Origin of the sequence: Paenibacillus zeisoli (genome assembly GCF_003994465.1) — a bacterium.
Taxonomy (GTDB): Bacteria; Bacillota; Bacilli; order Paenibacillales; family Paenibacillaceae; genus Fontibacillus; species Fontibacillus zeisoli.
This window is the reverse complement of sequence record NZ_RZNX01000003.1, coordinates 29,303-52,759: the sequence shown is the minus strand read 5'-3', so window position 1 is coordinate 52,759 and position 23,457 is coordinate 29,303. Positions and strand designations below refer to the sequence as shown.

The following is a 23,457-nucleotide window of genomic DNA, read 5'->3' as shown; positions in this document are numbered from 1 at the left end:
TGAAGCTTGTGCCCAAATTAACGCTATTTCGCAAAATGGCTATTTTACTTATCGTGATGCTGATCCCGATTATCATACTCTACTTCTATTCCAACCGCACCAGTACAGAGGTGCTTGGCAAGGAGCTCAACAAATCCAATTCGAGTCAACTGGACTTCTTCCAGTCTCAGGTGAATTCCAACATTGATCTGTTCTCCCTGTGGCCGAATTTGATGATCCAGGACCCGGATATTTTTGGATTCAAGGACATCTTCCTGAACAGTGAGTACTTCAATCTTGATTTCATTAACCTGGTGAAGCGAATTGAGACCAAGCTGAATATTCAGGAGAGTTCCTCCAATTGGAAAACCAAGCTGTTCATCTACTCCCCCTCGCTCGGGAGGGTGGTATCCGATAACGATATCCGAGTCTATAACGATGCGGATCTGAAGAGACGGATGAAGCCGGGGTGGCAGGTTACACGGGAGGATGCAGGCGAGAATGAACATTTCACCTTTTCCCTGATTACAGCTTATCCTTATTCCTCCTTCAACCACCCGGAGGATGCCAATCTGATTATTGAAGTTCGGTTCGACAGCCGTAACATTCAGGATATGCTGGATAAATTCAAGAGCGACAGCCGCAGAGACCCTGTGTATTACAAGAAGGATGTAGGGATTATTTACAATCGGACGGCGAACCGGTCCCTGACGCAGGAATTAATGAATTCCTTGAGGGATCAGCCGCTCGAAGACGTGGAGAACCGGACTGTGGAGCTTCGGGGAGAAGATTATATGGTCAATATCGTCTCTTCCGCGACAACAGGCTGGTATCTGGTTGATTATATGCCGCTGAAGGATATTGTTGCGCCGATTGAGAAGTCCAACCGCTTGTTCTACTTCGCTGTCGGTTCATTGCTGCTAATGAGCTGTCTGGCAGCTTATATGCTGTATGCCCAGGTTCAGGTACCGGTGAAGAAGCTGGTACTTGCATTCAGCAAGCTTAAGAACGGGGATTATTCCGTAAGGCTTGAGGGCAAAGGGAATAACGAGTTCAGCTTTGTATTCAAAAGGTTCAACCTGATGGTGGCACAGATTCAGGAGCTGTTCGAAAATGTATATATGGAACGAATCCATGTAAGAGAGGCCCGGCTCAAGCAGCTGCAGTCGCAGATCAATCCCCATTTCTTCTATAACTGCTTCTCGTTCATTTCCAGCATGGCCAAGCTGCAGAACATGCAGGCGGTGGTAGCCATGTCTCAGAATTTATCGAGCTACTACCGTTATACTACCAGGCAGGAAAGGGATGTTGTGCCGCTGGAGGAGGAACTCGGCTTTGTCAGGAACTATCTCGAAATCCAGAAGATGCGCAAGCCGAAGCTTGAATTCTCCATTGATATTCCTGCTCGGATGCTGAAATGGGAAGTCCCTCTGCTGGTGGTGCAGCCTCTGGTAGAGAATGCAGTTCTGCACGGGATTGAGTCGGGTTCGGGCGGGGGACAGGTGCGAATCTACAGCGAGCTGCATGAGCATGAGACGTGCGTCGTCGTGGAGGACAGCGGCAAAGGAATGACCTTGGAAGCTATGGAGGAGCTGCAGATGAGCTTGGATGTCCCTATGGATCAGGAGATGGGCTGCGGATTGTGGAATGTGCAGCAGCGAATGCAGATTCGTTATGGGGATTCTGCCGGACTGCGCTTCTCCCCGTCTCAGATGGGCGGTGTCAAGGTCACGCTGCACTGGCCGAATGAGCTTGAAGATAAGAACAACAAGGGGGAGCTTACATGATTGAAGTTCTGTTGGTGGATGATGAATCGTATGTTACGGAAAGTCTTGCGGCGACCATTCCGTGGCAGGAGCTGGGGGTCAAGCAGGTATACCAGGCAAGCTCGGCTGCGGAAGCCTTATCTATCTTGAGGGAGCAATCCGTTGATATTGTAGTCTCGGATATTCGAATGCCGGAAGTCGACGGGCTAAGCCTGATCGAGGCGATTAATCAGGAATGGCCGCACATCCGCTCCATGCTGCTTACCGGATATTCGGACTTTGAGTACGCCAAGAAGGCGATTCAGCTGCAGGCCTCTGACTATATCCTGAAGCCTGTGGATGATGAAGAATTCATCGCTAGCTTGTCCAGTATGATTGAATCGCTGAAAGAGGAGTGGGAAGCATCCGATAAATATAACCAGATGCTCTACACGATGAAGTCGGAATCGGGTGTGCTTCGCTCAAATCTTATGCATGATCTGCTCCTTGGAAGGACCTGGTCCAAGCAGACCATCAGCGAGAAGCTTCAGCAGTATGGAATTAGAGTGAATGTAGATGAACCTGTGGTGATGCTGCTTGTACAGCTCGGGCATCAATTTGCCCACTATGATCATCACTCTTCTACTTTGATCGAGTTTGCCGTGGGCAATATTGCGGAGGAGATTTTTGCGGAGGCCTTTGAAGTATGGCACAGTAAGGCTCCTCATGAATGTATGGTCATTCTGCTGTCGCTCCAATCCTCCTATCAGACTAGTATGGAGCTGGCGGTAGATTTCGAACAGCAGCGCCGAAGCAAGCTTCAGGAGCTGGCCGGCCAGTTCCGCAAGCAGGTCAGTAATTACCTGAAAGGGGATATCTCCACGGTAATTACAGGCTGGTTCTCCTTCCCGGACGAGGTCTCAGCGGCTTACCGGGCAGGGCTCAGTACATTTATTGTCTCTGGTTTGGAGGAACAGGGCTCGATTCTGTTCATGGAGGATCTTCCCGTCGGCTCGAATGCCCCGGTTAAATCGCTTGAAATGCTGTACAAACCGCCAACTTTGATTCATTTACTGGAGTCCAAGCAGTGGGAGGCTGCCCGGCAGAAGGTCAGTGACGTGTTCGCGGACCTGGAGAAGACGAGGTATTCGAGGGAACATCTGTATGAGGTGTACCTGTCCGTAACTAACGCTTTCATGTACATCGCCCATAAGCAGGGACAGTTCGTCTACCAGATCGATCAATCCGGATTCGATCTTCTGCACGATCAGAGCATGATCCTGTCGCTGGATAAGCTGCGAGCCTGGTCCATTGGCATGCTGGAGAAATTCAAGGCAGAGCTGTCCGCAAGCGATCACTACACCCGGAGTTATATTATCAAGGAGGTTCAGGAGCTGGTATCCAGTGACCTTGGCCAGGATACGTCAGTCAAGACGATTGCGGACAAGGTGTACCTGCATCCTGTCTACTTGTCCAAAATATACAAGGCGGAGACAGGAGAGAGCCTGGGCGATTATATTATCCGGATGAGAATGGAGCATGCGCTGTATTTGCTTAAGAAGACCAATAAGAAAATCTATGAGATTACCGCTGAGCTGGGCTACCAGAATCCGCAGTATTTCAGCAAGATGTTCAAGAAGCATTACGGGCTCACTCCGAACGAGTTCCGGGATCAGTAACAGGTTGCAAAAGGTGCAGAAATCTTCGGAGAATGACATAGGCCGCAGGAAATAAGCCCTCTATAATTAGAACTGTAGAACACGATCACTAAGAGGGGGAGCTACATGAAAGCTTATACAAAGAAACTGACAGCGCTTGCATTTAGTATGGTCATGGTTAGCGCTTTGTTCACCGGATGCTCTGATGATAAGGGAGCCACAGAAGCCGCAAAGACAGCTTCAACTAATACAGGTAATGTCTATAAAGAGAAATATGATCCGCCTGTAACGATTTCCACAGTGTGGGGTGTTGACCCTGAACTTAAATTCAAGAACGGCGAGAATATCGAGAATAACGTAGCCACGAAGTGGGCGAAGGATACCCTGGGGATTGATATCAAATCCTTATGGTCCGTGACAGATACCAATAATGCTTTTGCAACAAAGCTCAGACTTTCCATGGCTTCCGGCCAGCAGATGCCTGACGTTGTTACTGTGGGAGATGCCCAGCTGGCGCAGGACTTGATTGATTCCGGCATGTTCCAGGATGCAGGAGCACTCTTCGACAAATACGCTTCTGATACCTGGAAGAAGGCTATGGCACAGGATCCTAATGTATGGAATACCTATATGCGTGATGGAAAAAGAATGGGTATCCCGGTTCTAGACTATGCCTACAACCACGATTATATCCTCTGGATCCGCCAGGACTGGCTGGACAAGCTGGGACTAGCTGCACCTAAGACCATCGACGAGCTTGAGAAGGTAATGGAAGCTTTCAAGAACAACAACCCGGATGGACTTAAGCCGGAAGATGTTATTCCGCTGAGTATCGGATTCAAGACTACTATGAACACATGGATGGGTGATCCGTCCTGGATCTTCGGCGCTTATGGCACCATTCCACAGCAGTGGAACAAAGGCGCGGACGGCAAGCTGGAATATGGCTCCATTAACCCGGCTATGAAGCAGGGTCTGGTGAAGCTGAATGAATGGTATAACAAGGGCTTTATTCCGAAAGAAGCAGCGCTATGGGATGAGAACAAGACTTCTGAGCCTGCAGTTGCCGGTAAAGCCGGTATTCTTCCTGGACCTTACTGGATGAGCGGCTGGCCGCTGTCCGACACAGTTAAGAATGTCAAAAGTGCCGTGTGGAAGCCGATTGCTCTTCCAACCGGACCAGACGGGAAAGCAGGCCGTCACGGAACTCAGTTCACGAACGGTGTAACCTTGATCAGCACTCAGATGGAGCACCCTGAGGCATTCTTCACCTATCAGAACTACATGTTCAAGAACCTGGCTGATTCCCAGCCTGGCGGTGTATTCGACAACGGCCTGTTCAAAGGCTATGACTACGATATGGATGCTAGCGGTAAGGCCCTTCGGTATGAAGACATTCCAGGCGGTTATGTGAACAGTATTCGTTACCTGCTTGTTCGCGATGGTGCGCGTATTCCTGACGCTCAGATGAAGGCACTGCTGAATCTTGCGGACGGTAAGGAAGCGACTACCAGACTGGAAAAAGAAGTGAAGCTGAACTACGGCCTGGACACTCCAGCCGCTGCAAAGGTATTGATGTCCCAAGAGGGGATTGCTTATCCGAACCTCTACACAGGTCCTACAACAACTACCATGAAATCAAAAATGGATTACCTGAACAAGATTGAGAACCAGTCTTTGAATGAGATTATTTACGGCAAACAGCCTGCGGATAGCTTTGATAAATTCGTAGAGAGCTGGAAATCTTCGGGCGGAGACCAGATTACCAAAGAAGTGAACGACTGGTACTCCCAGCTGAATACCAAATAACACCCTGTTTGAGGACGAAACGGCATGCTGCGGCATGCCGTTTTTTCGTCTGTGCAGAGGTTCTTTTCAAGTCTGTACCGGGCGTATTTCAAGTCATTGCCAGGTTCATCTCAAATGGTTGCAATAGTGCCATTTATATTGGTTTTGTTAGCTATTTATGCGGATTTGGCGTTGCTATAATGACCATACCAAATAGATTTCGAGACTATATACAAAGGGGATTAACGCAATGAAACATCTCAAGCGCAATTGGCCGCTGCACCTGATGCTCGTCCCATCGCTGATCTTTCTGATCGTCTTCAGCCTGGTGCCTATGGGAGGCATTGTCATGGCATTTCAGAATTATAAACCCTTTCTTGGATTCACCAAATCCGCTTGGGTAGGATTAGATAACTTCCGGGCCCTGTTCGAACGGCAGGACAGTATTGAGGTGATCTGGAACACGCTCATTATTTCGGGTCTCAAGATTATATTCAACCTGCTTGCTCCCTTCACATTTGCCCTCTTGCTGAATGAGGTGAGGAAAGCCTTCTTCAAACGCTTTGTGCAGACTCTGGTCTATCTGCCGCACTTCCTCTCTTGGGTTATCCTTGGGGGAATCCTGCTGGACGTGCTGTCTACCGATGGCGGATTCGTTAACCAGATTCTGACCTCCCTGTTCGGAATTAAGCCGATCTTCTTCCTGGGAGACAACAACTGGTTCCGGTTCACGGTCATTGTGTCCGATGTCTGGAAAGAGTTCGGATTTGGAACGATCGTATTCCTGGCTGCACTGGCGAATGTGAATCCTTCCCTGTACGAGGCTGCCGAGATTGATGGAGCTTCCCGCTGGAAGCAGACCCTTCATATTACGATTCCTTCCATGCTTCCTATCGCTGTCGTTGTCGGTACCCTTGCACTGGGGAACATTCTGAATGCGGGCTTTGACCAAATCTTTAACTTGTACAATCCGCTCGTGTACCAAAAAGGCGATATTATCGATACGTTCGTGTATCGTACAGCCATTTTGAACGGGGAAATGGGACTTGGAACGGCAATCGGGCTGTTTAAATCCGTAATTTCCATGGTGCTCATTCTGGTATCCTACAGACTAGCCTACAAATTAGCGAATTACCGGATTTTCTAAGAATGGGGGAAGATGAACGATGTATCACAAAACCAAGGCGTATCGCCTATTCAGCGTAATAAATACGATTGTCCTGATTATATTGTCCCTGCTGTGTATCATCCCATTGATTCATGTGCTTGCGGTATCCTTCAGCTCCAAGGCGGCTGCTGATGCCAACCTGGTCAGCTTGTGGCCCGTGAATTTCTCGCTGGAAGCGTACAAGAAGACGATCGATAACCCGGTCTTCCTGCACTCGATCTGGGTATCGGTTAAGAGAACCGTAATTGGTACAGGCTTGACCCTGCTTCTATCTTTCATGGCAGCCTATCCGCTGTCGAAGGAGAACTCTGTATTCAAAGGCCGGAACTTCTATTCCTGGTTATTCGTATTCACCATGATCTTCAGCGGCGGACTGGTACCGTTCTATATTGTCATTCAGAAGCTCCATCTTATGGATTCCTTCTGGGTACTGGTTCTGCCGGGAGCTGTGAATGTATATCTCACGATTCTGCTGATGAACTTCTTCAGGGGAATTCCGAAGGAACTTGAGGAGGCGGCCTTCATCGATGGGGCCGGGCATTTCCGCACACTCTTCAGTATCTTCCTGCCCGTCTCGCTGCCGTCCATTGCAACGCTTGCGCTGTTCAGCGTGGTATTTCACTGGAACTCATGGTTTGACGGACTGCTGTACATGAACAATTCTAAGTCCTTCCCGCTGGCGACCTTCCTGCAGACGGTGATCGTGCAGAAGGATATGAGCTCCATGAGCATCAACCCGAAAGAGTTCGAGCTGTTATCCCAGAAGACGGTCAACGCAGCTCAAATCTTTATCGGAGCGCTGCCGGTACTGCTAGTCTATCCTTTCCTTCAGAAGTATTTTGTTAAAGGGCTTGTAATGGGATCCGTGAAAGAATAACAGGAGGTAGGCAACATGACACACACGTGGATCAAAGGAATGGATGTCTCCTTCCTCGATGAAATTGAGCAGGAGGGAGGCAGGTTCTATACTGAGCAGGGCGGCGAATCGGAAGATTGCCTGGATATTCTGCGGGCGCAAGGCACGGATTCGATCCGTCTGCGGCTATGGAATGATCCGGTTGGAGGCTTTTGCAGCCTGGAGCGTACCTTGTATATGATCAAGCGGATCAAGGAGAAAGGCTTTCATGTGCTGCTGGATTTCCACTATTCCGACAAGTGGGCCGATCCTGCCAACCAGTGGAAGCCGAAAGCTTGGGAGAACCTGAGTTATGATGAGCTGAGACAGGCTGTCTACGACTATACGTTCGTGGTGCTGAACATGCTGAGAGCTCAGGGAACACTGCCGGACATGGTGCAGATCGGGAATGAAATTACACCCGGTATGCTGTGGGGTGAAGGTCGGGTGGACGGCGAGGGATATGACACGGATGAACAGTGGGAGCGTTTTGCTGGCCTTGTGAAGGCCGGGATTGCAGCCACTCGGGAGGTAAGCGAATCAATCCGTATCATGATTCATATTGACCGGGGCGGGGACTATGCTTCAAGCCAGAAGTTCTACGACCGGTTCACAGCGCTTGAAGTCCCTTTTGATGTTATCGGATTGTCTTATTATCCTTGGTGGCACGGAACTTTGGATGATCTTAAGTTCACATTGAACAGCTTGGCCCTACGTTATCATAAAGACATTGTTGTTGTGGAGACGGCATACCCTTGGACTTTAGAGCAGAAGGAGGAAGGCTTCCCGCTGATTGTGGAGAAGCCGGAGCAGCTTCATCCAGGATATGAGGCTTCACCCCAAGGACAATTGAAATATATGCAGGATTTCGTTCAAGTGATCCGGAATACCCCGGAAGGAAGAGGGATCGGATTCTATTATTGGGAGCCCTGCTGGATTCCGTCGAAGACCGAGTGGTCAGTAGGACATGCCAACAATTGGTCGAACCTGACCATGTTTGATTACAGCGGAACCGTGCTGCCTGCATTAAATATCTAACGAAGAGAGTGGGAATGTCATGACTTATTCATTCAAGCCAATCAGCCCCAAGCTGACGGGATTTATGCACGGAGCGGATTACAATCCGGATCAGTGGCAGCACTCTCCTGAGGTGCTCGCGGAAGACATCCGCCTGATGAAGCTGGCCAAATGCAACGTGATGGCTGTCGGGATCTTTGCCTGGGCGGCGCTTGAGCCTGAAGAGGGTACGTTCACATTTGAATGGCTGGATCGGGTGCTGGATACGTTCGCGGAGAACGGCATCTATGCCTGGCTCGCAACGCCGAGCGGGGCCAGACCGGCCTGGATGTCCGAGAAATACCCTGAGGTTCTGCGGGTAGAGAAGAATCGGGTACGCAATCTTCATGGAGGCCGTCACAATCACTGCTATTCCTCTCCTGTATACAGAGAGAAGGTAAGCATTATGAACAGCAAGCTGGCTGAGCGTTATGCGAATCATCCGGCAGTGATCGGCTGGCACATTTCCAATGAATACGGCGGTGAATGCCACTGTAATTATTGTCAGGAGCATTTCCGTACCTGGCTGCAGGAGAAATACGGCACACTGGAAGCCCTGAACCGTGCATGGTGGGCGACCTTCTGGAGCCATACGTATACAAGCTGGTCACAGATAGAATCCCCGGCTCCGCATGGGGAAAGCATGGTTCACGGACATAACCTGGATTGGCGAAGATTCGTGACCGACCGGACAGTGGACTTCTGCAAGCATGAGATTGCCCCTTTGAAGGATGTCCGTCCAGATCTTCCCGTGACTACGAACATGATGGACTGGTTCGATGGCCTGGATTATCGTAAATTTGCGGATGTGCTTGACGTCATCTCCTGGGATGCCTATCCAACGTGGCATGATCTACAGGAACCTGGAAAGCTTGCAGCCTGGTTCTCCTTCAACCATGACTTGTTCAGATCGCTCAAGGGCGGTCAGCCGTTCCTGCTGATGGAGAGCACACCAAGCCTGACGAACTGGCAGCCGGTAAGCAAGCTGAAGCGTCCGGGTATGCATAAGCTTTCATCTCTGCAGGCGGTCGCGCACGGCTCTGATTCCGTGCAGTACTTCCAGTGGCGGAAGAGCCGCGGCTCCAGCGAGAAATTCCACGGGGCCGTGGTGGATCATGTGGGGACGGAGCATACACGTGTTTTCCGTGATGTTGCCCATCTAGGAGACACGCTGGAGCGTCTGGCCGAAGTTGTGGGCAGCAGCGTTCCTGCCGAGACTGCCATTATTGCCGATTGGGATAACAGATGGGCCGTAAATGATGCGCAGGGTCCGCTTAACCGGGGTATCGAATATGAGCAAACGGTGATGCAGCATTACCGTGCTTTCTGGGAATTAGGCGTGCCTGTAGACATTATTGGTTCGGACGATGACCTGTCCAAATACAAGCTGGTTGTTGCTCCGATGATGTACCTGGTTACGGAGAAGGCGGGAGCCGCAATTGAGGCTTTTGTAGCGGGAGGGGGAACTTTCGTTACAACCTATTGGTCCGGAATTGTAAATGAGAGCGACCTGTGCCATCTGGGAGGATTCCCGGGCCCGCTGAGAAAGACGCTTGGAATTTGGTCGGAGGAAATCGAAGGCCTCCATTCCGGAGAGACCAACAAGGTCCTCATGAAAGAGAATAATGAGTTTGGACTGAGCGGCTCCTATGAGTCCTATGATTTGTGTGATTTGATTCACCTGGAAGGTGCTGTGGTACTGGCCGAGTATCAGGAAGACTTCTATGCCGGTCGGCCTGCATTGACCGAGCATGCATTTGGAGATGGACGGGCCTATTATTTGGCTACCAGAGCCAAGGAGCCTTTCTATGAAGCTTTCTATGAGAAACTGATCCAGAAGACCGGGATTCGGCGCGCGGTAGATGCGGAGCTTCCGAAGGGGGTTACGGCCCAGGTGCGAACGGATGGAACCCAGGAATATCTTTTCCTGCTTAATTTCAGCGACCTGGACCAAACCATCCAGCTGAACAGACGGAGATACACGGATCTGGAGACGGGCGAAGAGACGGGGGCAAGCTTAAGCCTGGAAAGCAACGGCGTAAGGGTGCTCAAGTCTCAGGTATAGAATTACCAGAAGTGACAATAAGAAGAGGAAATAATGCTTGAAGGAAACCATCCTTTGAATTGGTTGTTCTACACTTCCAATTGACCAAGGGGCGGTTTCTTTTTTTGTTATATCGGGGTGTAGTGTATCTTCGCTTAACCAGCGGAGCGCCCCGCTAAGCGATTATGCCTTTTTTGGTGATTCCATATTGTGGCATAAGGCGCAGGGATGTTAAGGTTAGGTGAGGAAGTTATTTTACAAGGGCAGGGCGGGAAAGAGAGTGCAGCAAAAGATATTGCTAATTGAAGATGATCAGTCTATAAGTGAAATGGTCAGGGACTATCTCACCAGAGAGGGCTATGAGATCACGGCTGTATTTGACGGGATTGAAGCGGAGAAGGCATTTGCGAAGATCAGTTATGATCTGGTTCTGCTAGATCTGATGCTCCCGGGACGGAGCGGGACGGATGTGCTTCAGCTGATCCGGCAGGCGAGCCTGGTGCCGGTTCTAATTATGTCCGCCAAGGATAGCGATGTGGATAAAGCGCTGGGTCTAGGATTCGGTGCCGACGACTACATAACCAAGCCGTTCTCCATGATCGAGCTTGCTGCCAGAGTAAAGGCGGCAATCCGCCGAGCTGGATACTATGCAGCTTCAGAGCAGCAGCCCGAGACGGGAGGCAGGACTCTTCAGGTTGGAGAATTGTCCATCGACCTGGATAACTTCTCTGTAACCAAGCGCGGGGAAGAAGTGAAGCTGACCGCCAAGGAATTCCATATTCTCAAGCTCTTCGTAACCAATCCTACTCGGGTGTTCACCAAGGCCCAGGTCTATGGATTCGTCTGGAACGATGATTATTTCGGAGATGAGAACGTGATTAACGTACATATGCGCAGGCTGCGCGAGAAGATTGAAGATGATCCATCCCATCCGAAGTATATTCAGACACTGTGGGGCATCGGTTATAAACTGGGGGAGTTCTAGCGTGATCCTGCTATTATCTCTCATCATCCTGATCTTGGCCGTACTCCTTGCTATGCAGCTTATGAAGAATAGGAACCGTTCCCGGCAGCTCACCGAGATTCACCAGGCTGTAAATGCGATCAAGGATGCCGGCAGTCTGGAACGGGTGCTGCTGTTCACGGACGATATACAGCTCCAACGCCTTCTGGTGGACATGAACCGCTTAATTGAAGACACGCATCAAGTGGATGCGAGGCAGAGAGAGCTTGAATCGTCCATGCGGAAGATGCTGTCCAACATTTCGCATGACCTCAAGACCCCGCTAACGGTAGTCTTGGGATCCACGGAGACCCTAATCCAGGATGGCAGGCTCTCCGGTGAGGAGAAGGACAAGCTTCTGCATAAGGTTCACAGCAAGGCGGCCGAGGTCCTGGAGCTGATCAACAAGTTCTTCGACCTGGCCAGGCTGGAATCCGGGGACAAGCAGCTGCAGCTCACTCCGGTAAATGCAGGAGAAGTGTGCCGCAAGAACATCCTCTCCTTCTATGACTTAATCCTCTCTAAGGGGATGGAGGTAAGCATTGAAATTCCGGACAGCCCCGTCTTTCTTCTATCCAACGAAGAGGCGCTTGACCGTATTCTGAACAATCTGATCTCCAATGCGATTCGCTACGGAAGCGAGGGGAAGATACTAGGGCTTAGTCTGCGCGCTGAAGAATCGGAAGTGGTGATCGAGGTATGGGACCGGGGAAAAGGAATCCATGAGATCCATCAGGATAAAGTGTTTGAGCGAATGTACACCCTGGAAGATTCGAGGAACAAGTTCTATCAGGGGAGCGGCCTCGGCCTGACCATTACCAAACGTCTTGTAGAGCAGTTAAGTGGCCGGATTACCTTAAGCAGCAAGCCTCATGTGCGCACCACGTTCACGGTAAGATTTCCGCGGATGAGAGTGTAGGAGGTACCCGGAGAGTAAACACAAACACACTTAAGATTTAAGTAAGATTCAGTTAATAAAAAAGAGAAGTCCTCTCCTTAAGATAAAGATATAAAGATGAAGCAAAGGAGATAGGGATATGGGATATATACTCAAAACCAGTCATTTAACCAAAACGTTCGGCGGTCAAGAGGTTGTTCAGGACGTAAGCATGAAGATAGCAAGAGGGGAAATTTACGGATTTCTCGGACCCAACGGTGCCGGTAAGACTACGGTCATGAAAATGATCACCAATCTGGTTAAGCCAACAGCCGGGGAGATTGAGATTTTTGGAGAGAAGCTGACAGATAAATCATACAGCGTGCTTAAGCGGATGGGCAGTATTATTGAGTATCCGGTGTTCTATGACCGGCTGACAGCCCGTGAGAATCTGGATCTGCATTGTGAATACATGGGCTTCTATGACAAGAAAGCGATCAAGGATGCCCTGGAGCTTGTGAACCTACAGAATATTGAGAAAAAGGCAGTCAAGGACTTCTCCCTCGGGATGAAGCAGCGCCTGGGTATTGCAAGAGCGATCATCACCAAGCCTGAATTCCTGATCCTAGATGAGCCGATTAACGGACTCGATCCGGTAGGGATCAAGGAGCTTCGGGATATATTCAAAATGCTCAGTCAGCAGTTCGGAATCACCCTGCTTATTTCGAGTCACATTCTTGGAGAAATGGAGCAAATCGCCGATACGATTGGCGTCATCCGGGCAGGGCGGCTTCTTGAGGAAGTGGCGATGAGTACGATCCGGGAGAAGAATACGGAATATATTGAGCTGACGACGAATGATTATAAGAAAGCTGCATTCGTGCTTGAGAACAAGCTGAATATTCGTAATTACAAGGTGATTGACGATAAATGCCTGCGAATATACTCGGACGGCTCAGACGGGGTCTCCCAGCGGGACCTGACCAAAGCTCTGGTGCAAGAGAACGTGGATATCGAATCGCTGAATCTTAAGCGCCTTTCGCTTGAAGATCACTTCCTTAGCTTGATTGAAGGGGGTGAGGGCGTTGCTTAAGCTGATGAGACTTGAGATGAAGAAGTATAAGCTTGGGGGACTGCTAAAAGGGGTAATCATCTGTAACCTGGCGATAATGGCCATGTTGTCCATGATTTATTTTACCGACAAGTCGGATTCGGCAGAGACCTTTGCTTCATACCACAGTCTTTTCGAGACCATAGGCGCCTTCGTTCGTATCACCTTTATCATTTTTGCGTCAACTATAATTACCAGGATCATCATAGACGAATATAAGAATAAGACGATCAACCTGATGTTTGTCTATCCGATCAGCCGCAAGCGTATTATGGCGGCCAAGCTGACCATTGTGTTCCTGTTCACTCTGATTACCGTGCTGTTGTCCAATGTCCTGCTGGACGGGATTGTCATGCTGGCCGACCGGGTATACGGCTTTGTTCCGGAAACTCTCACAACAGACATGCTAACCGCTCAGGCCTTCAGCGTGCTGTTATCTTCAGTAGCGGCTGCGGGAATCAGTCTGATTCCGCTGTATTTTGGAATGCGTAAACATTCCGTACCGTTTACCATCGTATCTGCGGTCCTTATTGCGAGTCTGATTTCTCAAACTACCAACGGCTTTAATCTCAGTCAAATTATCGCTATTCCTGTCGCGCTCTGCCTGATCGGGATTCTGATTGCCTATATAACGATAAGGAATGTGGATACCAAAGACGTTGCATAAGAAAGGAATGCAAGGATGTTCTACAAAATAAGCGGTTATAAAGGCATTATTATTCTGTGCCTCATGAATCTGCTGCTGAATTATCTGGTCCTCTATCCGCTAGGATTAGGTCAGTATATAGGGCCGGAGCACCCGTACTTGTTCGGGGTCATTAATCTGGTCATTGGACTTATCATGCTCGCTGTGACGATCCTATATATCCGAAGAGTCGACCGTAAGACGGTCGCCTCTCTCGGAATCAAGAAGGGCCGCAAGCACTTGATCTATTCGCTTGCGGCTATCGCGATAACCATTGTGCTGCATCTCGTCTATCTGAAGAGCCTGGATGAGGCAGGGATTCTGAAGGCATACTTCAATGTCCACTATTTCGAGAACGCGCAGATTGTTCCGATGCTCCTGGTCACCGGAGCAGGCTGGTTCGTCAATGCCTTCTATGAAGAAATGCTGCGAGCCTATATTGTGGTGAAGCTGAAGCACTGGGGTCCGCTGCTCATGTTCCTGACCATAGGTCTGATCTCTATCGCCATGTCCATATTCAATGGTCTGGATCTGGTCTACTCGATTCTAATCTTTATCGTGAGCTCCGCTTTCTTGTATGTGTATCTCAAGAGCGGCTCTATCATTCCGGCTGCCTGTGCCCATTTTATTTATAACTTTACCCTTGGGCATCTCTTTGGAAGTGGTGCCGTAGCGTTTCTCAGAGTTGAGGGGGAGACCACCCTATGGTATGGACTTGCTCCGTTTCTGCTCTATGTCATCATCCTTGTGGTGATGGCCAAGCTGATTTATGGAGATGCTTCGGTTGAGCACTGTCTGAAGAAAATTGATAAGAGTGGGCAGCAAGCGGCAGGCAAATCACATTCACCTATGTTGTAACTTGATATAAAATAGAATGGCCCCAGAAGAGTTATCTCTCTTGGGGCCATTTTGCTGTGTTACTTACTCAAGCTGACTTTCCGTCCAAACAGCTGGCGGAGTGCGGGAGCATTAATCAGGACAAGTCCTGTAATAATGGTCATCACTCCGGCGAGAGTGTTCCAGGAGACGGGTTCATTGTACAGGAGCATGCCGAGCATGAGCGCAATGACAGGGGAAATGTACAGCCAGGTTGATGGAAAGAGCGGTGTAGTCACGGAGACCAGCCAGTAAAAGATCGTATGTGCGACCATGGAGCCGATCACGATCAGATACAGCAGGGAGTAGATGGCATGAGGCTCAAGCAGGGACCCGAGGTGAATATCTTCGGTGAAGAACGACATCACCAGCAGTCCCGCGCCGCCGTACATCATTTGAGCTGCATTCAGTGCCACAGGAGAGACCTCCTTGAAGCGCGGCATGACGTGCTTGGAGTAGAGCGTGCCGCCGGCATAGAATATTTCACCAATCAGGATGGTGACACAGGCCAGCATCCATAAGGGACTGATCAGGACTGTAATTCCCGGAAGCAGAAGAAGCACTACACCTGTGAATCCGATCAGACATCCGAATATAGCGGCTAATCTTGTCCGCTGACGAAGGAATGTCGTCTGAAGCAGCAGAATCATAATCGGTCCTGTTGCGGATAGAACCGCAGCAATGCCCGAGGAGACATACTGCTCCGCCCAGTATAACGAGGCGAAAGTGCCGAAGGTGAGTCCGAGTCCGGTAAGCATCATTTCTTTACGCAGCAGCAGAGAGAGCGGAGCCCGCCGTTTCCATACCATGAAGCTGAAGAGAATTAGCCCCGCAAGAAAGAAGCGGCAGCCTCCTCCAAGGAAAGGGGTAAGCCCTGCATCGATTCCCCATTTGATAGCGAGAAAGGTAGTCCCAAATATCATACACATCACAGAGAAAGCTAAATAGACCATGCACGTATCCCCCTTTTGGTTTTATTATAGTTAATAGACAATAGAACAGATGGAATCCTGATAGACCAGATGGACCGATCAGGTCGCAACTTAGTTCTATAATTAAGCAAGCTAAAGGGGGATCGTCTCATGGATAAGCGGCTGTTCAGGCAGGTCTATGACTTGCTGCTTGAGAAGCTTAAGAATAAGGAATGGGAAGAGCATGAGAAGCTCCCTTCTGTTCGAATTCTGGCTGAGGAGCTGGGCGTGAACCGGCTTACGGTGCTCCGGGCTTACCAATTGCTGAAAGAGACAGGGCGGATCTACGTCAAGGAAAAGTCAGGCTATTATGTGCTGCCGGAGAAGCAGCGCGAAGGCCATGTACGTACGAAGGAGGAGGCACCACTTCACGAATCAGAATCCGAATCTAGGTTCGGTGCAAGGAGGTCTGCCCAGCTGCATTCGTTCGCACAAGCCCTCGTTGATCCAGCCCTGCTGCCCAATCGTTATTTCTCGGAGTACGCCAAGAAAGTGTTCGATTTGTATCCAAAGGTGCTCGGCACTTATTCTTCTGTACAGGGAGATGAGGAGCTGCGATCCGTACTCTGCCGTCTCTTTGCCAGGACGCATCAGCTGCATCTCAATATGGAGGACTTGATGATTACAACCGGAGCCCAGCAGGCGATTGACTTAACGGCAAGGGCTTTCGTGCAGAGCGGCGAAGTTGTTCTTATTGAAAGACCTACCTATCATGCGGCGATCACCATCTTTGAAGGGTGCGGAGCCCGCCTGGTCCCGGTGGATATTCATCCGGATGGTTACGACATGGACCACCTTGAAGCGCTCTTGAGGCAATATCAGCCCAAGTTGTTCTATATGAATCCAACCTTTCATAATCCAACCGGGTACACCGTGCCGATCCGGCAGCGTAAGCTGCTGGCCGAGCTCGCAGAGCGCTATCAATGTCTTATTGTAGAGGACGATTCCTTTCGCGACATTTACTTCGGCGAGCCGCCGCCTCCCCCTGTAGCATCCTACGATACGGAGGGGTGGGTGATCTATATCCGAAGCTTCAGCAAATATGCGGCTCCGGGGCTGCGGGTGGCAGCCGTATGCGCCCAGCCGCCGAGGATGAACCTCCTGCTGCAATATAAGTATCAGATGGATAACGGGGCGCCGCTGCTGAATCAGAAGGTGTTTCTGTTATATTTGGCTTCAGAACGGTTAACCGGACACTTGGAGAAGCTGAGAATAGCACTGGGCATTCGCAAGACCGTGATGGAAGAGGAGCTGCGCACTGCTGGCTGGACATGGGAGAGCCCTCAGGGAGGGTTAAGCTTATGGGTTCGCCTTCCGGCTGAGGGGGGTTCTGCTGAGGAAGTTCTGAGGCGCTGTGCGGAGCATGGCGTCGCTTTCTCTCCGGGAAATGCCCATGACCCCATTAGAGAACTGCGGAACTATATCCGGCTCAGCTACTCCTTCGTCAATGAAGCAGGGATCCGGGAAGGCATGAGAAGGCTGATCTCATGTTCAGGTGTACCAGAACGAGCCTAGGAGGATTTTTCATAAGAATTCATGAGTTTCGCAACCGGGAAGCTGTCTATTCAAATGCCCATATGGGGTTCATTCCATCTATTTGCTGGATTTAGGCGGGTGGTTCAGACAATTTGTTAAGCGCACGCATACGATATTTCGAAAATAACTTATGTGCGTCTTTGAGATTAATAGAGCTTGGCATCGCCTAAGACCCACGTATCTCGAATAGACAGGGACGGTGAAGAAATGGCAACGGCAACCCAGAAGAAGAAGTTTGTACGAACTCTCACAAGCAAGTGGATCAAGACCAACGTTTTGCTTAAAAATCCGAAGATAAGCAAGTATATTCCGGATACCCGGAGATTCAATGCCAAGAACCTGAAAAGCATGCTGAGCAGCTACAGCATGGTCTATATCAAGCCTGAGCGTGGAACGCATGGGCTGGGTGTAATCCGGGCCGAACTGGGCGCAGAAGTCCAGAACAAATATAAATATCAATTTGATACGACAACAAGAACTTTCAGTACCTTCGAGGCCTTTCACGCAAGCTTGAAGAAGGCGATAGGAAGCCGCAGTTATTTGATCCAGAAGGGCATACATCTGCTCAAATATAAGAACCGCAGGTTTGATATCCGCATTATGGTACAGCTTAGCCCTTCAGGGAAATGGGAGACTACAGGGCTGATCGGCAGAGCGGCCAAGGAAGGCAAGATTGTAACGAACTATCACAGTGGTGGACGGCCGATGTCTGTGCCAGTTCTGCTATCTCCGCACGTCACAGGTGCCAAGCAGGCTGCTCTCCTGCAGGAGCTGAGACAGTTCGGTGAGCGGATTGCCAGAGCGTATCAGTCTACTTATCCGAATTTCAGACAGATTGGAGTGGACGTCGGCCTCGATCGCTCACTGACCCCGTGGATTATCGAGGTGAATACCAATCCGGACCCGTATATTTTTAATCAGCTAAAAGATAAAACCATGTATCGCAAGGTTATGCGCTACAGACGGGCTCAAGGCATCAAGTAACCGCATAGGCTGCTGCAGGGCAGGCTGTCTCTACAGGGATGGCCTGGTTTTCATTTCAGGCTGCTCGCGTGTTGCTTCCGTGCATAAGGGCTGATTCCTGAGTAAGCCTCGCCTGGCAAAGAAGGACAGCCAAGTTCTCCTCCTCGGCTCCTTCGGTCTGTGCATCATCCACTCCGTCCGGTTGATCCGGTCGAGTCTCTGCTGCTCACTTTCATATCTTTTCTCCATAAAATAAGGGTGCATCTCAAATCCTCCTTCTCCTCTTAACCTGAACTGGGTTACAATATGGCATATCTTTCTATTCGGTGATTTCATTGTAAGTTCAATTTATGTTCACAAAAAAGGGTAGAGGTTGTTCGTTTATTTTCACCTTTTCTCAAGTAAAGGAGGAACTATATGCGGTTGGTTGAGGATTATCTGCAGCTGCGCAGCACATTTGCTGAGATGAAGGAGTATCAGCCCTTTCCGGCTTCACTTGGACAAGTGGCGGCTGCCCTGTTCTGCAGCCAGAGAAATGCCAAGCTGATCATTACCAAGATGGTGGAGCAGCAGTGGATTGGATTTGTACCCGGCCGGGGGCGGGGCAATACGTCAGAGCTGACTTTTCTCAAATCCGGAGATGAGGTGCTGCTTGATGGGGCCATGGAGAGCGTGAGGCTCGGAGAGGTAGAGGCCGCCTTGAAGCTGATCTCCGAGTACGGCAAGGCATCGGAGATCAGAAGGCAGTTCGCGGAATGGCTGTCCCTATATTTCGGATATCAGGCTGACATTCAGCCTGAGCAGTGCTGGGAATGCTTGAAGCTGCCTGTCTACCGTCCCATACATACACTGGACCCGGCCAGAGTGGTCTACGCCTTTGATGGTAATCTGGTCAGCCAAATTTTCGATAGACTTATAGAGTACGACGTCCAGGAAGGGCGATTCTTCCCGGGCATTGCGCATAACTGGAGAACCAATGAGGATAAGACGGCTTGGACATTTTATCTACGCAAAGGAGTTCTCTTCCATCATGGCAGGGAGCTCAGCGCGCTGGATGTTAAGTTCAGCCTGCTGCGGCTGCGAAGTTCTCCTGTAGCCTGGCTGGTTCAGCAGATTGAAGAAGTCAAAGTGCTGTCCAGATACGGAATCGAGATCCGTCTGAAGGCACCGAACCATCTGCTGCTATGGTATTTATCCGCCTTCACTGCGTCGATCGTACCCGCAGATGTATACCGGGATTACCCGGACAGGGAGCCGCTGATTCCCGTTGGGACAGGCGCGTACCGCATAACCAAGCGGACCTCCGGAATTTGCCAGCTATCGGCTTATGATCGGTACTTTCAGGGAAGGCCTCTGCTGGATTTGGTTGAGATTATCTATATCCCTGAGGACTGCGAGGAGTTCCTCCAGATGAAGGAGCAGGAGCTGCTGGTTGTGCATACAGGAGAGAGCAAGGAGATGCCTGCTTTGGGTCAGCGGAACGAGCAGAAGATGGTCTCGGGTACCTGTCTGCTGACCTTCAACCTTCGCAAAGAGAGCATTCTCAAGAGTCTGGCTCTGCGCAAAGCCCTGACTCTCTTGATCGATCGCAGCCGCATGTCCAGGGAGCTGGGGTCCCCTCTAGCTGCACCGTCAGAGAGCTTTCGGCTCAAGGACATGCCGGCAGACCGGGACCCTAACTTTGACCCTGAGGAGGGGCAAAAGCTGCTTCACGAATCAGGATACGGCGGAGAGACCCTTCGTCTATATACCTATTCCCGGCATATGCGTGATGCCCATTGGCTTAAGAAGGAGTACGGCAGGTATGGAATTGAGATTGAAGTATGTCTGGTGAGCTGGGACGAGATGCTCCGGAATGAACATGTTGACCGGGCGGACTTTATCATATTTGAAGCTGTGTCCGCTCAGGGAATTACTTCACTAATGGAGAATTACCTGTCGGATAACAGTTTTCTTCGGATGCATCTGGGTGAGGAGATGGAAGCCTTCGTTGACAAGGAGGTGGCTAAAGTTCTGAGTTCCTGCGAAGCTGCCTGCGAGAGTGAGAGTGAGATTATCCGGAGACTGGAGCCCTTGGAGACCAAGCTCCGCGAGAGCTGTGCAATCATGTTCCTGACTTACAAGGTCATAGGTTCCATGTATCATCCGAGCCTTCAGAACGTAACAATACAATCTCATGGCTGGGTTAATTTCAAGAAGCTGTGGTTCCGGAATTATTGACAATATATGACTAAATGGACTGCAAAAGATGAAAATAATGAAACTTTGAATTTTGGATTTTCGTCTATTATGGAGAAATAGATGGATTGAACTAAAGTAGATTAGAAAGAACGGGAAGGAAGAGGTTGTAGTGGAACCAAGAACATTACCCAGCCGGTCAACGGTTCGCAATCAGAAGAAGACACGGGGAAAGCGGAAGAAAAAGAAGGGTTTCCTATATGTGCTTTCCAGAGTGTGTCTGGTTGTCTTACTGCTGCTTGTTGCTGCAGGTTGCTGGCTCTACTGGGCCCCATCGGCTCAGAATCTCAGGTACCTGATCGCAGATACGTTAATCACAACACAGCACAGAAGCTGGGCACAATATATTATTGGCGAAGATGAAATGAAGAGACGTGTGGCTGAGTATAATGCCCGTTTCAAGGAGATGGGGGATGAAAGAGATACTCATGTGATTGACCGTACTGCCGAGCAGAAGAATAAACCGCTTGTGGAGATCGAGAATATATCAGGGAGCGGCTACAGAGGTTACGTCATGATCGTCAATGATCCCACCAAAATCAGACTGGGCGTGCCCGGCAAGGCCGGCTCCGGGGAGAAGGTGTCCAGTATGGTGAAGCGCACTGGCGCCATAGCTGGAGTCAACGGCGGAGGATTCGTCGATCCGAACGGGAAAGGCAATGGCTTTAAGCCGATCGGTGTCGTGATTGCCGAAGGCAAGCTGTACTATAACGGGAACGGCAGTGCCTCCACTCAGATTGTGGGCATTGACAAGCAGGGCAAGATGATTGCGGGCAATTATACGTTAAAAGAGCTTTCCAGACTCGGACTTCAGGAGGCTGTGACCTTCCAGCCCCGGATTATTGTCAACGGAAAGGGCCTGATCAAGAACGCGGCACAGGGCTGGGGGCTTGCCCCGAGAACAGCCATGGGACAGCGGAAGGACGGCGCGATTATCTTCGTGGTTATCGACGGCCGTCAGCCGGGCTACAGCATCGGAGCCAATCTCTACGATGTGCAGCAGATTATGCTGGAGCATGGCGCGGTGATTGCGGCGAATCTGGATGGAGGATCATCCTCGGTCCTTGTTAAGGACAATGAAATCTTGAATAGGCCATCTTCCCAATATGGGGAGCGGTATCTGCCTTCTGCGTTCCTGGTGTTCGAGCACCCTGAAGACGTGGAGATTCCAAATATCTGGAAGGGGCTTGATGCGGACAGCATCAATGCCGGGAAGAAGCGCAGCCGATAAGGGTGGCAAATGGTAAGAGCCGGAGAGAGGATCTTCGGCTCTTATTGTGCATAAATGTTCAGTTATCAGCAGTTTTACTGCTTCATGGCTGCGAAAGACTCGGCGGCGGCTGAGAGATAATAAGCCAATCCGGTCTGCTGATCTTCAAGCATCTTAAGATGAAAGTCATCAATTAGAAAAAATCGAGTCTGATCTGCAAAGTCTTTTGCCGATAAGGTATGCCCATGCGTATTTAGGAACTCTAGGTGGCCTTGAATCAAGTCAATTATTCTCTGATCGTTATGTTGTATCCCATCCCTTAACGAACTTGCCATTTCATTCATGAAGCCAATAGCTTCACTCGCTTGTTCATTCATCTCCTGAATATCCGCAGGGGCTACCTCAAAAGGTTCCATGCCATAAGATTCATTTAAATATTGATTTTGCTCGGACAGTGCTTTGTTCCATTCTTCCTCGTTCTCAAAACCCTTGAAAATTTCACTATTATCCATAGTTGTCCCTTCCTTCATACTTGTAATGGATTTACGTAAGGTTTGAATGAGGGTCTCCAGCCTATATTTGCGGCTAAGAAGCAGCTCCTCTTGCTGCGAAAGAATGGATAGCCGATCCGAATGATGTTCGATCAGTTCCTTAATTTGATCTAAGGGGAAATCCAGCTCCCTGTAAAATAAAATCTCTTGCAAACGTTCCAACTCTTTCGTTCCATACAGCCGGTATCCAGCTTCGCTTACCTTGTACGGCAAGAGGAGACCGATCTTGTGATAATGATGAAGTGTCTTGATAGTAACATTGGATAGTTCTGACACTTCTTTTACCGTGTGCAGCATGGCTCATTCCTCCCTTACTTTCCACAGCTTAAGGTCTTCCCTAAGAGGAGAGTCAAGACGAATTATTACGGATACCAATTTCAACCTTTTATTTGATAAATACGCCCCCAAAGGGAATAACCTCACGAAGGAAGCGCTTGACGATGCCGTCACTGCCCAGATCCTGTTCCAGCCGATGGCTTTGGCGACCTGCCTGAAGAATGACCTTCCCTGAACCTGTCATCTTCCACTGGTAGCTCATGTGCTGACTGGCCAGATGATTCCCGTATACCGATAGCTCCATCCTCGCATTCTCCGGGTATGCCACCACGCTTCCGGCATCGACATACAGCGGCTCCTCCGGGTCCAGAGCCACCTCGCATACCTGTCCTTCGGTCAGAATGCCGATCTGTCCGCTGCCCGAGAATTTCATCTTCACGGCGTCCCGGGTGATTAGCATATTCTTCATGTTCAAGATCCGGGTCTGCATCGTTACCCCCTCGGTGTAAAAAAAGAGATGGCGAAAATCATACAGCAAATCGCTCTCAGGGGACAGCTCAATCGGCTTCATACTGTAGGATGCAGGAAGAGCAGCTACAAATTCGCAGCTGCCTTTCAGATCGGCCTGGATCAGCTTCTTCTTCCTGTACATCCCCTTTATATTCATCAGCCGGTCGCTCCGGTTGCCGGGCAGACCCTTGAAGGCAATAATCTGCTGGGGGTGGAGGACGTGAATCTTCTCATTCTCCTCAAGCAGGAAGCGGACCGCTTGTCCACCGATGTGGCTTGATTCAGTCTCGTGGATCAGCTGCATGGAGGGTCTCCTT

General features: G+C 49.9%; 20 protein-coding genes. 16 read left to right on the top strand and 4 right to left on the bottom strand.

Features of this window, described 5'->3' with window-relative positions:
* The first annotated feature begins 8 nt into the window (after window positions 1-8).
* The 12 genes from EJP77_RS09295 (at window position 9) to EJP77_RS09240 (ending at window position 14,867) form a co-directional block, all read left to right on the top strand.
* Window positions 9-1,766 (top strand): sensor histidine kinase, encoded by a 1,758-nt coding sequence (locus EJP77_RS09295; protein WP_127198967.1) that lies wholly within the window; start codon window positions 9-11, stop codon window positions 1,764-1,766.
* Window positions 1,763-3,403 carry a response regulator transcription factor gene (locus tag EJP77_RS09290; protein ID WP_127198966.1) on the top strand — a complete coding sequence of 547 codons (1,641 nt, stop codon included), beginning with the start codon at window positions 1,763-1,765 and terminating at the stop codon, window positions 3,401-3,403. The genes EJP77_RS09295 and EJP77_RS09290 overlap by 4 nt, the downstream gene beginning before the upstream one ends.
* Before the next feature lie 105 nt (window positions 3,404-3,508).
* Window positions 3,509-5,191, top strand: coding sequence for an extracellular solute-binding protein (locus EJP77_RS09285; RefSeq protein ID WP_127198965.1), 1,683 nt, complete (start codon window positions 3,509-3,511; stop codon window positions 5,189-5,191).
* Between the two features lie 229 nt (window positions 5,192-5,420).
* Window positions 5,421-6,317, top strand: a complete 897-nt coding sequence (locus EJP77_RS09280; RefSeq protein WP_127198964.1) for an ABC transporter permease — start codon at window positions 5,421-5,423, stop codon at window positions 6,315-6,317.
* A 19-nt stretch (window positions 6,318-6,336) separates the two neighbouring features.
* Window positions 6,337-7,215 (top strand): carbohydrate ABC transporter permease, encoded by an 879-nt coding sequence (locus tag EJP77_RS09275; RefSeq protein ID WP_127198963.1) that lies wholly within the window; start codon window positions 6,337-6,339, stop codon window positions 7,213-7,215.
* A 15-nt stretch (window positions 7,216-7,230) separates the two neighbouring features.
* Window positions 7,231-8,271, top strand: coding sequence for a glycoside hydrolase family 53 protein (locus EJP77_RS09270; RefSeq protein ID WP_127198962.1), 1,041 nt, complete (start codon window positions 7,231-7,233; stop codon window positions 8,269-8,271).
* A 19-nt stretch (window positions 8,272-8,290) separates the two neighbouring features.
* Window positions 8,291-10,354, top strand: coding sequence for a beta-galactosidase (locus tag EJP77_RS09265; protein WP_127198961.1), 2,064 nt, complete (start codon window positions 8,291-8,293; stop codon window positions 10,352-10,354).
* A 259-nt stretch (window positions 10,355-10,613) separates the two neighbouring features.
* The gene (locus tag EJP77_RS09260; RefSeq protein ID WP_127198960.1) at window positions 10,614-11,318 is read left to right on the top strand and encodes a response regulator transcription factor; all 705 of its coding nucleotides are present in this window, start codon (window positions 10,614-10,616) and stop codon (window positions 11,316-11,318) included.
* 1 nt (window position 11,319) lies between these two features.
* Window positions 11,320-12,255, top strand: a complete 936-nt coding sequence (locus tag EJP77_RS09255) for a sensor histidine kinase (protein WP_127198959.1) — start codon at window positions 11,320-11,322, stop codon at window positions 12,253-12,255.
* Window positions 12,256-12,373: 118 nt separating this feature from the next.
* Window positions 12,374-13,306: an ABC transporter ATP-binding protein gene (locus EJP77_RS09250; RefSeq protein WP_127198958.1), complete on the top strand. Its 933-nt coding sequence runs from the start codon at window positions 12,374-12,376 to the stop codon at window positions 13,304-13,306.
* Complete coding sequence (locus EJP77_RS09245) at window positions 13,299-13,991, top strand: ABC transporter permease (protein WP_127198957.1); 693 nt, start codon at window positions 13,299-13,301, stop codon at window positions 13,989-13,991. Before EJP77_RS09250 ends, EJP77_RS09245 begins: the two co-directional genes overlap by 8 nt.
* Window positions 13,992-14,006: 15 nt before the next feature.
* Window positions 14,007-14,867 (top strand): CPBP family intramembrane glutamic endopeptidase, encoded by an 861-nt coding sequence (locus tag EJP77_RS09240; protein ID WP_127198956.1) that lies wholly within the window; start codon window positions 14,007-14,009, stop codon window positions 14,865-14,867.
* A 59-nt stretch (window positions 14,868-14,926) separates the two neighbouring features.
* On the opposite strand, the gene EJP77_RS09235 is transcribed toward EJP77_RS09240, so the two are convergent.
* Entirely contained in the window at window positions 14,927-15,838 is a 912-nt protein-coding gene (locus tag EJP77_RS09235) for a DMT family transporter (RefSeq protein ID WP_127198955.1), read from the bottom strand.
* Between the two features lie 129 nt (window positions 15,839-15,967).
* On the opposite strand from EJP77_RS09235, the gene EJP77_RS09230 reads away from it, so the two are divergent.
* Both EJP77_RS09230 and EJP77_RS09225 read left to right on the top strand, forming a co-directional pair.
* A complete protein-coding gene (locus EJP77_RS09230) occupies window positions 15,968-17,371 on the top strand; it encodes an aminotransferase-like domain-containing protein (protein WP_127198954.1) in 1,404 nt (467 codons plus the stop codon).
* A gap of 228 nt (window positions 17,372-17,599) precedes the next feature.
* Complete coding sequence (locus tag EJP77_RS09225; protein ID WP_127198953.1) at window positions 17,600-18,376, top strand: YheC/YheD family protein; 777 nt, start codon at window positions 17,600-17,602, stop codon at window positions 18,374-18,376.
* 30 nt (window positions 18,377-18,406) lie between these two features.
* Here EJP77_RS09225 and EJP77_RS09220 read toward each other — a convergent pair whose 3' ends face one another.
* Entirely contained in the window at window positions 18,407-18,619 is a 213-nt protein-coding gene (locus EJP77_RS09220) for a hypothetical protein (protein WP_127198952.1), read from the bottom strand.
* A gap of 153 nt (window positions 18,620-18,772) precedes the next feature.
* Between EJP77_RS09220 and EJP77_RS09215 the strand changes: the two genes are divergently transcribed.
* Both EJP77_RS09215 and EJP77_RS09210 read left to right on the top strand, forming a co-directional pair.
* On the top strand, window positions 18,773-20,575 hold the full coding sequence (locus tag EJP77_RS09215) for an ABC transporter substrate-binding protein (protein ID WP_127198951.1): 1,803 nt from the start codon (window positions 18,773-18,775) through the stop codon (window positions 20,573-20,575).
* 130 nt (window positions 20,576-20,705) lie between these two features.
* Window positions 20,706-21,824: a phosphodiester glycosidase family protein gene (locus tag EJP77_RS09210; protein ID WP_127198950.1), complete on the top strand. Its 1,119-nt coding sequence runs from the start codon at window positions 20,706-20,708 to the stop codon at window positions 21,822-21,824.
* Window positions 21,825-21,898: 74 nt separating this feature from the next.
* On the opposite strand, the gene EJP77_RS09205 is transcribed toward EJP77_RS09210, so the two are convergent.
* Entirely contained in the window at window positions 21,899-22,651 is a 753-nt protein-coding gene (locus EJP77_RS09205) for a MerR family transcriptional regulator (RefSeq protein WP_127198949.1), read from the bottom strand.
* An 88-nt stretch (window positions 22,652-22,739) separates the two neighbouring features.
* Complete coding sequence (locus tag EJP77_RS09200) at window positions 22,740-23,444, bottom strand: AIM24 family protein (RefSeq protein ID WP_127198948.1); 705 nt, start codon at window positions 23,442-23,444, stop codon at window positions 22,740-22,742.
* Window positions 23,445-23,457: the final 13 nt, after the last annotated feature.